General features: G+C 36.0%; 11 protein-coding genes and 1 CRISPR repeat array (1 of these 12 running past the window's edge). Of the genes, 10 read left to right on the forward strand and 1 reads right to left on the reverse strand.

The features are described from left to right. Window positions 1-105: 105 nt before the first annotated feature. The gene (locus OC533_RS09695) at window positions 106-768 is read right to left on the reverse strand and encodes an MgtC/SapB family protein (RefSeq protein ID WP_003772952.1); all 663 of its coding nucleotides are present in this window, start codon (window positions 766-768) and stop codon (window positions 106-108) included. 130 nt (window positions 769-898) lie between these two features. Between OC533_RS09695 and OC533_RS09700 the strand changes: the two genes are divergently transcribed. The 10 genes from OC533_RS09700 to csn2 all read left to right on the forward strand — a co-directional run bounded on the left by OC533_RS09700 (window position 899) and on the right by csn2 (window position 11475). Continuing rightward, window positions 899-1738 (forward strand): energy-coupling factor ABC transporter ATP-binding protein, encoded by an 840-nt coding sequence (locus OC533_RS09700; RefSeq protein ID WP_185323008.1) that lies wholly within the window; start codon window positions 899-901, stop codon window positions 1736-1738. After that, a complete protein-coding gene (locus OC533_RS09705; RefSeq protein ID WP_003764109.1) occupies window positions 1714-2580 on the forward strand; it encodes an energy-coupling factor ABC transporter ATP-binding protein in 867 nt (288 codons plus the stop codon). Before OC533_RS09700 ends, OC533_RS09705 begins: the two co-directional genes overlap by 25 nt. Before the next feature lie 2 nt (window positions 2581-2582). After that, entirely contained in the window at window positions 2583-3380 is a 798-nt protein-coding gene (locus OC533_RS09710) for an energy-coupling factor transporter transmembrane component T family protein (RefSeq protein WP_003764108.1), read from the forward strand. A 5-nt stretch (window positions 3381-3385) separates the two neighbouring features. Then, window positions 3386-4132, forward strand: coding sequence for a tRNA pseudouridine(38-40) synthase TruA (truA, locus tag OC533_RS09715; RefSeq protein ID WP_003764107.1), 747 nt, complete (start codon window positions 3386-3388; stop codon window positions 4130-4132). 194 nt (window positions 4133-4326) lie between these two features. After that, on the forward strand, window positions 4327-4764 hold the full coding sequence (gene rplM, locus OC533_RS09720; RefSeq protein WP_003764106.1) for a 50S ribosomal protein L13: 438 nt from the start codon (window positions 4327-4329) through the stop codon (window positions 4762-4764). A gap of 21 nt (window positions 4765-4785) precedes the next feature. Further along, window positions 4786-5178 (forward strand): 30S ribosomal protein S9, encoded by a 393-nt coding sequence (gene rpsI / locus OC533_RS09725; RefSeq protein ID WP_003726075.1) that lies wholly within the window; start codon window positions 4786-4788, stop codon window positions 5176-5178. Window positions 5179-5613: 435 nt separating this feature from the next. Then, window positions 5614-9618 carry a type II CRISPR RNA-guided endonuclease Cas9 gene (gene cas9 / locus OC533_RS09730; RefSeq protein ID WP_194323990.1) on the forward strand — a complete coding sequence of 1335 codons (4005 nt, stop codon included), beginning with the start codon at window positions 5614-5616 and terminating at the stop codon, window positions 9616-9618. Continuing rightward, window positions 9619-10485, forward strand: a complete 867-nt coding sequence (gene cas1, locus OC533_RS09735) for a type II CRISPR-associated endonuclease Cas1 (protein WP_185513340.1) — start codon at window positions 9619-9621, stop codon at window positions 10483-10485. After that, the gene (gene cas2, locus OC533_RS09740) at window positions 10482-10823 is read left to right on the forward strand and encodes a CRISPR-associated endonuclease Cas2 (protein ID WP_045554502.1); all 342 of its coding nucleotides are present in this window, start codon (window positions 10482-10484) and stop codon (window positions 10821-10823) included. The genes cas1 and cas2 overlap by 4 nt, the downstream gene beginning before the upstream one ends. Beyond that, complete coding sequence (gene csn2, locus OC533_RS09745) at window positions 10813-11475, forward strand: type II-A CRISPR-associated protein Csn2 (protein ID WP_194323992.1); 663 nt, start codon at window positions 10813-10815, stop codon at window positions 11473-11475. The genes cas2 and csn2 overlap by 11 nt, the downstream gene beginning before the upstream one ends. Before the next feature lie 127 nt (window positions 11476-11602). Beyond that, window positions 11603-11775: direct repeats of the CRISPR family, unit length 36 nt; unit sequence GTTTTAGAGCTATGTTATTTTGAATGCTAACAAAAC (it continues 722 nt past the right edge of the window).

The following is an 11775-nucleotide window of genomic DNA, read 5'->3' on the forward strand; positions in this document are numbered from 1 at the left end:
CTCTATTCTGTTAGTGTTGACGGGTGAATTATAGCAAAACGAGAAGATGTAAGTAAATGGATATTCTGTGAACAAATTAATTAAAATGTGCTATAAATATCTAATTTATTCCATTTTTTCAATCGTGACATCGGGAAGCGTTTGAATAAAGTGAAATAGTTCATATTCGTCGTTCTTATTCTTGGTTTTTACAACGATATTGACCCGGATAAATAGACTTTTTCCGACCAATTCTTTTTCACTAGAGTACGAAATTATTTGTTGTTTATTTTGCTGGATTTTGTCAGTGATTTTTACTAAGTTTTCTTGTTTATCAGTGGAATAAATAAGTGACGTTGTATGGAGCGAAACGGATTTAAAGACGATACTGAGAAATTCTAAACCAATTAGTGTGAGTAATGTCGCGGCAATTCCAACCCAATACATACCAGCACCAACAGCGAGACCAATCCCTGCTGTAGCCCAAAGTCCTGCCGCTGTCGTTAATCCACGAACAAATTTCTTTTGAATAATAATCGTACCAGCGCCAATAAAGCCAATACCACTTACCACTTGGGCAGCGACACGACTAGGGTCAAATGATACAGTTTGCATAGTGGCGATTTCGGAAAAACCGTACTGAGAAACAATCATAATTAAAGCACTACCAAGTGAAACGAGAAAATGTGTCCGGAAACCGGCTTCTTTTGCCCGAATTTCTCGGTCAAGTCCAATAACTGCTCCAAGGAGACCAGCAACAACAAGGCGTAAAATAAAATCTGCTAACATAGCTATCACATCCTTAACGTTAATATATTCCCGTTAGCTAAAAAGCAAAACAATCAAAAAGGAAATTTTGCGCCAGATGGATGTTTATACTATAATAAACAATGAATGGTCAAAAAGTGAGGTGTTAAGCGTGGCAGAAAGTTTTGTGAGATTAGAGCACGTTTTTTATAAATATGAGGATACGGAAAAATATGCAGTCAAAGATGTATCAATTTCTGCTCAAAAAGGGGAATGGGTCGCGCTAGTTGGTCATAATGGTTCAGGTAAATCAACTATTGCAAAATTACTAAACGGCTTACTTTTTCCGGAAGATGGCTTAATTAAAATCGGACACTTTGTTTTGTCTGAAAAAAATATATGGGAAATTAGACGACAAGTGGGAATGGTTTTTCAAAATCCAGATAACCAATTTGTCGGTGCAACTGTACAGGATGATGTTGCGTTTGGGCTAGAGAATCACGGAGTCCCACATGATACGATGGTGGAGCGAGTGGAATCGGCGCTTAATGAGGTTGGTATGCAAAGCTACGCGCTACATGAACCCGCTAGACTTTCTGGTGGTCAAAAGCAACGTGTCGCTATTGCGGGTGTTTTGGCGCTTCAACCAGATGTGATTATTTTGGACGAAGCAACTTCCATGCTTGATCCAAGAGGGCGCGCCGAAGTAATGGAGACTATTCGGATTATGCGCGAACAAGAAGATATTACCGTTATTTCTATTACGCATGATTTGGATGAAGTGCTTTTTGCGGACCGGGTCATTGTTATGAATAATGGAGAAATACACAGTGAAGGCACGCCGCAAGAAATTTTCGAGCAAGCAGATGCAATGCGCGCAATTGGCTTAGGTGTTCCATTTATTATTGAATTACAAGAAAAATTAGTTGCAGGTGGCTTTGAAACAGGGAGTACCGTGCTATCGGAAGGAGCATTACTAGATCAATTATGGAAATTAAACTCGAACAACTAGGTTATTGTTATCAAAAAAATAGCCCTTTTGAAAAGAGAGCATTGCTTGATGTAAATGTTTCCTTTGATTCTGGTAGCTATTCTGCAATTATTGGTCATACTGGCTCTGGGAAATCAACATTGCTACAACATCTTAACGCGCTTTTGATGCCAACTGAAGGTAAAATCACGGTTGGCGATAGAGAAATTGTCGCGGGAGTTAAACAAAAGAAACTGCGCGATTTACGCAAAAAAGTTGGGATTGTTTTCCAATTCCCGGAAGCACAACTTTTTGAAGAAACGGTGGAGAAGGATATTTGCTTTGGTCCAATGAATTTTGGCGTTTCTGAGGAAGATGCGAAACTTCGGGCTAAAAAAGTAATTTATGAAGTAGGGCTGACAGAAGAAATTTTATCTCGTTCGCCGTTTGAACTTTCTGGTGGACAAATGCGCCGGGTAGCAATTGCTGGAGTTTTAGCGATGGATCCAGAAGTACTTGTGTTAGATGAGCCAACTGCAGGACTAGACCCTCATGGCCGCGAAGAAATTATGGAGATGTTCTATAACCTTCATAAAGAAAAAGGACTAACGACAGTCCTTGTCACACATAGTATGGAAGATGCTGCACGTTACGCTGAAAAGATTGTTTTAATGAAAGCTGGAACGGTTCTGAAAATTGGATCGCCGCGGGAAATTTTTGCGAAGCCAGATGAACTTGTGGACCTTGGCTTATCTGTTCCGGATGTGGTGAGATTCCAAGGGCTTTTTGAGCGCAAGTTTAATGTTAAATTAACAAAAACTTGTTTAACAATTGCTGAATTAACAGCTGAAATGGCGCCTTACTTAGCGAAGGGCGGGGCTTAATTATGATGGATAAAATGATTCTCGGGCGTTATATCCCGGGAAACTCTTGGTTACATCGAATTGACCCACGTGCGAAAATCACTGCTGTTATGGCGTTTATCGCGATTGTCTTTTTAGCGAACAATTGGCTGACTTATGCGCTTATGTTCGCGTATGTTTTGTATTTAGTCCTAACCTCGAAAGTGCCATTTTTATTTTTTATTAAAGGGTTACAACCGATTTTTTGGCTTATTTTAATTACTTTATTGCTGCAAGTCTTTTTTACAAAAGGCGGGACAGTTTTAGTTGATTTAGGACTTTTACAAATAACAACACTCGGACTGGCGAACGGGGCGATGATGTTTTGTCGTTTTGTTCTCATTATTTTTATGACGACGCTACTAACATTAACAACAAGCCCGATTGAGCTGACAGATGGTCTTGAGAAAATTTTGGCGCCGTTTCGATTGGTACATTTACCAGTGCATGAACTGGCTTTAATGCTTAGTATTTCCTTGCGATTTATTCCAACATTGATGGATGAAACGGAGAAAATTTTAAAAGCGCAAAAAGCTCGTGGCGTTGAATTTACGAGTGGAAAATGGAGTGACCGGATCAAGGCGATTATTCCGCTACTCGTGCCACTTTTTATTAGTGCGTTTAAACGTGCGGAAGATTTAGCGATTGCAATGGAAGCCCGCGGTTATCGTGGTGGTAAAGGGAGAACGAGATTTCGTTTGTTACGCTGGCGATTCGCGGACACATGCTTGTTAATTTCTTTAGCGGTGTTAAGTGGATTATTATTTTGGTTGCGGAGTTGAAATGGATGACACGATATAAAGCAATAATTTCTTATGACGGAAGTGGTTTTTTCGGATACCAAGTGCAGCCGAATACACGGACGGTTCAAGCAGAAATTGAAAAAGCGCTTGAAAAAATGCATAAAGGTAAGAGCGTTCGGATTACAGCTTCAGGAAGAACAGATACCGGCGTTCATGCGAAAGGTCAGGTAATCCATTTTGATTCGGAACTGGATATTACAGCAGAAAAATTCCAAAAAGCTTTGCAAGTGATGACGCCGTTTGATATTAGTTTTTTAACGGTTGAGGAGGCCCCGGCTGATTTTCACGCTAGATTTGGCACGGTTGGAAAAGAATATCGTTATGTTATAAAACGGACGAAAATTTTTGATCCTTTTAGTCGAAACTTTGCGCTACATTATCCATATGAATTAGATATTGCAAAAATGAAGCAAGCAAGCGAACGCCTAATTGGCGAGCATGACTTTACTAGTTTTTGTTCGGCTAGAACGGAGCGGGATTCTAAAGTGCGGACGCTTTATAGTATCGACTTTTATGAAGAGGATGCCGAGACATTAGTGATTGCGTTTCAAGGGAATGGCTTTTTGTATAATATGGTGCGGATTTTGACAGGGACTTTGCTTGATGCAGGTCAAGGTCGGATTTCTCCAGATGATATTACGAAGGCCTTATTAGCGCATGATCGCCAAAAATTAATTAGTAAAACTGCGCCGCCACAAGGGTTGTATTTATGGCGAGTTGATTATGAATAAAAATTGGATGTTTTTTTACAGAACGCATTGACTTTTCACTCTAAAAACTGTATTATGGACTATGGTATTGTTTGCCCCACAATAAGCCCCGGAAGGTTGTTGTGTTTAAACAATAAAAATATAGAATAGCATTTCGGGAATTAGGAACAGTTTTCGGGAGCTAATTTGTTTCAATTTATTTAGGAGGGTAATTCATGCGTACAACTTATATGGCGAAACCCGGCGAAGTAGAACGTAAATGGTACGTTATCGACGCTACTGGTGTTTCTTTAGGACGTTTATCCAGTGAAGTTGCTTCAATTCTTCGCGGAAAAAACAAACCACAATTTACTCCACATATCGACACTGGAGACTTTGTAATCATCATCAACGCTGGTAAGATTGGTCTTACTGGTAAAAAAGCTACTGACAAAATTTACTACCGTCACTCTCAATATCCAGGCGGTTTGAAATCTCGTACTGCAGGTGAAATGCGTACAAACAATCCTGAGAAATTATTAGAACTATCTATCAAAGGTATGCTTCCAAAAAATTCTCTTGGACGTCAATTATTCAAAAAATTACACGTATATGGTGGATCTGAGCACGAACATGCAGCTCAAAAACCAGAAGTATACGAATTACGCGGTTAATTAATAAAGGAGGAATACTAAGTGGCTCAAGTACAATATTACGGAACTGGTCGTCGTAAAAGCTCTGTAGCTCGCGTACGTTTAGTACCAGGCGACGGCAAAATCGTTATTAACAATAGAGACTGGGAAGATTACATCCCATTTGCAGCTCTTCGTGAAGTTATCAAACAACCTTTAGTAGCTACAGAAACTTTAGGTAACTATGATGTACTAGTAAACGTTCACGGTGGTGGTTACACTGGTCAAGCCGGTGCTATCCGTCATGGTGTAGCTCGTGCACTATTACAAGTGGCTCCTGAGTACCGCCCAGCACTTAAATCTGCTGGCCTACTTACTCGTGACCCACGTATGAAAGAACGTAAAAAATACGGACTTAAAGGCGCGCGTCGTGCACCTCAGTTCTCAAAACGTTAATCAAATCGTTTCAAAGCACCAGCTTTTGCTGGTGCTTTTTTTGTTTGCTTAAATATACGAGAAAAGTAAAAAAGAACCATGCAGAAACACGATTCCGAAAAAATTTGGTTTGAATGTTTTATTGTGATTATTATAACAAATTTATCCAAATATGCTATAATAATTTAAGGTTCATAATAGTTAGATAAATAGATGGATGAAGTGATTACTAGTATAAATGGTATATCTTAATATACATAGAAATAAGGGATTGTTGCAATTTTTAGTTCTTAAAAAATGCACAAAAAAAGCGCCGAAACAGCGCTACTTAATTAAAAGTTGATAACGGACAAAGCCTTATTTTAACTTGCTATGTTATTTTGAATACTAACAATACATACATTGTACCAAATTATAAAAAGAATGCAACTAAAAATTATTGAAGGGATGAAAAAAATGAAAAAACCGTACACGATTGGACTAGACATAGGAACAAACTCGGTTGGATGGGCAGTGTTAACAGATCAATATGATTTAGTGAAGAGGAAAATGAAAATTGCTGGAGACTCTGAGAAAAAACAGATAAAGAAAAATTTCTGGGGAGTTAGACTATTTGATGAGGGTCAAACGGCAGCTGATAGAAGAATGGCTAGAACAGCTAGAAGGAGAATAGAGAGAAGACGCAATCGTATTTCGTATTTACAAGGGATATTTGCGGAAGAAATGTCTAAGACTGATGCAAATTTCTTTTGCCGATTAAGTGATAGCTTTTATGTTGATAACGAAAAAAGAAATAGTCGTCATCCTTTTTTTGCGACTATAGAGGAAGAAGTAGAATACCACAAAAACTACCCGACCATTTATCACTTGAGAGAAGAACTCGTTAATTCTTCAGAAAAAGCTGATTTAAGATTAGTTTATTTAGCTTTAGCTCATATTATAAAATATCGAGGGAACTTTTTAATTGAGGGGGCATTAGATACCCAAAATACTTCTGTTGATGGAATATATAAGCAATTTATACAAACATATAATCAAGTATTTACAAGTGGTATTGAAGATGGTTCGCTAAAAAAATTGGAAGATAATAAGGACGTAGCTAAAATTCTCGTTGAAAAAGTTACGCGAAAAGAAAAACTTGAGAGAATTTTAAAATTATACCCTGGTGAAAAATCTGCCGGAATGTTTGCTCAGTTTATCAGCTTGATTGTAGGCAGTAAAGGGAATTTTCAAAAGCCTTTTGATCTTATTGAGAAATCGGATATTGAATGTGCGAAAGATAGCTATGAAGAAGATTTAGAGTCTTTGTTAGCGCTAATTGGAGATGAATATGCGGAACTTTTTGTTGCAGCGAAAAATGCATATAGTGCTGTGGTGTTATCTAGTATTATCACAGTGGCTGAGACTGAAACAAATGCGAAGTTATCCGCAAGTATGATTGAACGTTTTGATACACATGAAGAAGATTTAGGGAAATTGAAAGCATTTATCAAGCTTCATCTACCTAAACACTATGAAGAAATATTTAGGAATACCGAAAAACATGGTTACGCAGGTTATATAGACGGTAAAACAAAGCAAGCAGATTTCTATAAATACATGAAAACAACATTAGAGAACATTGAAGGCGCCGATTATTTTATTGCTAAAATAGAAAAAGAAAACTTTTTAAGAAAACAACGGACGTTTGATAATGGGGCTATTCCGCATCAATTACATTTAGAAGAATTAGAAGCCATTTTGCACCAGCAAGCAAAATATTATCCTTTTTTAAAAGAAAACTATGATAAAATCAAAAGTTTAGTAACTTTTAGAATTCCATATTTTGTTGGTCCATTAGCTAACGGACAGAGCGAATTCGCATGGTTAACAAGAAAAGCTGATGGTGAGATTAGACCGTGGAATATAGAAGAGAAAGTGGACTTTGGTAAGTCAGCGGTCGATTTCATTGAAAAGATGACCAATAAAGATACATATCTGCCTAAAGAAAATGTATTGCCTAAACATAGTCTCTGTTATCAAAAATATTTGGTTTATAATGAGTTAACCAAAGTTAGATACATTAATGATCAAGGGAAAACTAGCTATTTTTCTGGGCAGGAAAAAGAACAGATTTTTAATGACTTATTTAAGCAAAAGCGTAAAGTTAAAAAGAAGGATTTAGAGCTATTCTTACGCAATATGAGCCATGTTGAAAGTCCGACTATTGAAGGGTTGGAAGACTCGTTTAATTCAAGTTATTCTACCTACCATGATTTACTCAAGGTGGGGATAAAACAAGAAATCCTTGATAACCCAGTAAATACAGAAATGCTAGAAAATATAGTCAAAATTTTAACTGTGTTTGAAGATAAACGTATGATTAAAGAGCAGTTACAGCAATTTTCTGATGTTTTAGATGGGGTTGTTTTGAAAAAATTAGAACGACGACATTATACAGGATGGGGAAGGTTATCAGCTAAGTTATTAATGGGAATTCGTGATAAGCAATCTCACTTAACTATTTTAGATTATTTGATGAATGATGATGGACTTAATCGTAATCTGATGCAACTTATAAATGACAGTAATTTATCATTTAAATCAATAATTGAAAAAGAACAAGTAACTACAGCAGATAAAGATATTCAAAGTATTGTGGCAGACCTTGCTGGTAGCCCGGCTATAAAAAAAGGTATTCTACAAAGCTTGAAAATTGTCGATGAACTTGTTAGGGTAATGGGCTACCCACCTCAAACTATTGTTGTGGAAATGGCAAGAGAAAATCAAACAACAGGAAAAGGGAAAAATAATTCTAGACCACGTTATAAATCATTAGAAAAAGCGATTAAAGAATTTGGTAGTCAAATTCTAAAAGAGCATCCGACTGATAATCAAGAATTAAGAAATAATAGATTGTATTTATATTATTTGCAAAATGGTAAGGATATGTATACTGGACAAGAATTAGATATTCATAATCTTTCTAATTATGATATTGATCATATTGTGCCACAGAGTTTTATAACAGATAACTCCATTGATAATCTTGTGTTAACGAGTTCAGCTGGGAATCGGGAAAAAGGGAATGATGTTCCACCGCTAGAAATCGTTCAGAAGAGAAAAGTATTCTGGGAGAAGTTATACCAAGGGAATTTGATGAGTAAACGTAAATTTGATTATTTAACTAAAGCTGAACGTGGTGGTCTTACAGAAGCGGATAAAGCGAGATTTATCCATAGACAATTAGTGGAAACCCGTCAAATAACGAAAAATGTAGCTAATATTTTACATCAACGTTTTAATCATGAAAAAGATGATCATGGGAATAGTATGAAGCAGGTTCGAATTGTAACATTAAAATCTGCGCTGGTTAGCCAATTCCGTAAGCAATTTCAATTGTATAAGGTGCGTGGAGTTAATGATTATCACCACGCTCATGATGCTTATTTAAATGGGGTAGTCGCGAATACGTTATTAAAAGTATATCCTCAATTAGAGCCGGAATTTGTTTACGGCGATTACCATCAATTTGATTGGTTTAAAGCGAATAAAGCTACGGCGAAAAAACAATTTTATACAAACATCATGTTATTCTTTGCGCAAAAAGATCGAATAATAGATGAAAACGGTGAAATTCTTTGGGATAAAAAATATTTGGATACTGTCAAAAAAGTCATGAGTTATCGACAAATGAATATTGTTAAGAAAACAGAAATTCAAAAAGGAGAATTTTCAAAAGCTACAATTAAGCCCAAAGGAAATTCCAGTAAATTAATTCCTAGAAAAACTAATTGGGACCCGATGAAATATGGTGGTCTTGATAGCCCTAATATGGCATATGCAGTGGTTATTGAATATGCAAAAGGGAAAAATAAATTAGTTTTCGAGAAAAAAATTATCCGTGTTACTATCATGGAACGTAAAGCATTTGAAAAATATGAGAAAGCCTTTTTAGAAGAACAAGGTTATCGTCAGCCTAAAGTCCTCGCGAAATTACCGAAATATACGTTATATGAATGTGAGGAAGGACGCCGGAGAATGCTGGCTAGTGCTAATGAAGCTCAGAAAGGAAATCAGCAGGTATTGCCAAATCACCTGGTAACATTACTACACCATGCGGCAAATTGTGAGGCAAGTGATGGGAAAAGCCTTGATTATATTGAAAGTAATAGAGAAATGTTTGCTGAACTACTAGCGCACGTATCAGAATTTGCCAAAAGATATACGTTAGCCGATGCTAATCTAAACAAAATTAATCAGCTTTTTGAGCAAAATAAAGAAGGTGACATCAAGGCAATTGCACAATCTTTTGTTGATTTAATGGCATTTAATGCGATGGGCGCGCCGGCGAGTTTTAAATTTTTTGAAACCACTATTGAGCGCAAAAGATATAACAATCTTAAAGAACTATTAAATTCCACCATAATCTACCAATCAATCACAGGACTATATGAATCACGAAAAAGGCTGGATGACTAAATGGGATGGCGGACAGTTGTTGTAAATTCTCATTCGAAACTATCGTATAAAAACCACCATCTTGTTTTTAAATCTGCCTATCAACAGGAAATGATTCATCTATCAGAAATTGATGTACTTATATTAGAGACAACAGATATTACTTTGACTACGATGTTAATTAACTGCTTAGTAGCTGAAAATATTTTGATTCTTTTTTGTGATGATAAGCGACTGCCTATTGGAAAGGTGCTTCCTTTTTATGGGCGGCATGACAGTAGTTTGCAATTATCGAAGCAATTGGAATGGAAGTTTGAGTCGAAGGCAACTGTATGGACTGAAATTATTTCTCAAAAAATCTTAAATCAGAGTACATTTTTATCTATGCTAAATTACGATGAGAAGGCAGATTCATTGATAAAGCTACATGAAACTTTAGAGACATTTGATCCGACCAATCGTGAAGGACACGCAGCTAGAATATATTTTAATCAACTTTTTGGAAATGATTTTACAAGGGAACAAGAAAATGACATTAATAGCGGGTTGAATTATGGTTATACATTATTGCTAAGTGTTTTTGCGAGAGAATTGGTGAAATCTGGATGTATGACGCAATTTGGTTTAAAGCATTCTAATCAGTTTAACGATTTCAATTTTGCCAGTGATTTAATGGAACCATTTAGACCACTAGTGGATCAAATCGTGTATGAAAAACGCAACGAGGATTTTCAAGTAATCAAACGCTCATTATTCGAAATGTTCATCAAGCAGTTTGACTATAATAACCAGCATATGTTTTTAACCAATATTGCAAGTGATTATACTAAGAAGATAGTAAAGGTCTTAAATGAAGAAAGGGAAGGAGTTCCTGAATTTAGGATATGAGTTATCGATATATGAGAATGTTATTAATGTTTGATATGCCGACAGATACCGCAAAAGAAAGAAAAGCCTATCGTCAATTTCGACGCTTTATATTAAGTGAAGGCTTTATTATGCATCAATATTCCGTTTATAGTAAAATTTTATTAAATGGCACAGCTAGTAAAGCTATGCTAGCTCGCTTGAAACAGCAAAATCCTAAAAAAGGGTTGATTACTTTATTAACTGTGACGGAAAAACAATTTGCGCGCATGGTATATTTAAGTGGAGAACAGAATAAAAGTGTAGGTAATTCGGATTCGAGACTTATTTTCTTGGGAGATGATATGGATGAATTTTAATTTCAAACTGCTTGACGAACCTGTAATTATTGAAGATTCGACCATATTTGCAATAGAAGATGTGCGTGTTTTTGCCAATGTTACTAAGTGGTTGTATCAATACGACGAAACAGAAGAATTAACGATTTTTGGTGCGAAACAACAGCCTTTAAAAAGTAGCGAACTAATGTTGATTACAGATGTATTGGGACATGATATTAATTCTCTGGCAACTTTAAAATTAATTTATGCTGATTTAGAACAGCAACTTAATGAAAAGCCGGAAGTAAAATCAATGATTGATAAGCTGACTGCGACGATTAGTGAGTTGATTGGTTATGAGCTTCTGGAGCATGAACTGGATTTAGAGGAAGATGAAATTACAGTTATTGAATTATTCAAAGCTTTAGGTATCAAGATAGAGACAAAAAGTGATACCGTTTTTGAAAAATTAATTGAAATAGTACAAGTCTATAAATACTTATCAAAGAAAAAATTGTTGGTTTTTATTAATGTATGTGCCTATTTAACAGAAGATGAGTTACTAGAGCTAAGGCGCTATGTCTCGTTAAACCAAGTAAAAGTTTTATTTGTTGAACCTAGAAAAAAAGAAGGATTTTCGCAGGTTATTCTAGATTCAGATTATTTTTTACAAGTGGAAAAAGGAATGTAGAGTTCAAATGATCTTTGAAAACTAAATAGATTTTATGTGAACCATAAAATAAGCATTCAAAATTGAAATCTTGCTATGGATAAGTGGCGCGATTACGAAATCTAGGAGAATAAAAAAATTCTACGAGGTTTTAGAGCTATGTTATTTTGAATGCTAACAAAACAGCTTGGCACGGAACTGTTTAGAGTTGGTTGTTTTAGAGCTATGTTATTTTGAATGCTAACAAAACGAAGGCTGTTATTGAACTGGCGACTACTTTGTTTTAGAGCTATGTTATTTTGAATGCTAACAAAACAGGCG

It is taken from the genome of Listeria sp. Marseille-Q6474, assembly GCF_946902005.1.
GTDB classification, from domain to species: domain Bacteria; phylum Bacillota; class Bacilli; order Lactobacillales; family Listeriaceae; genus Listeria; species Listeria innocua.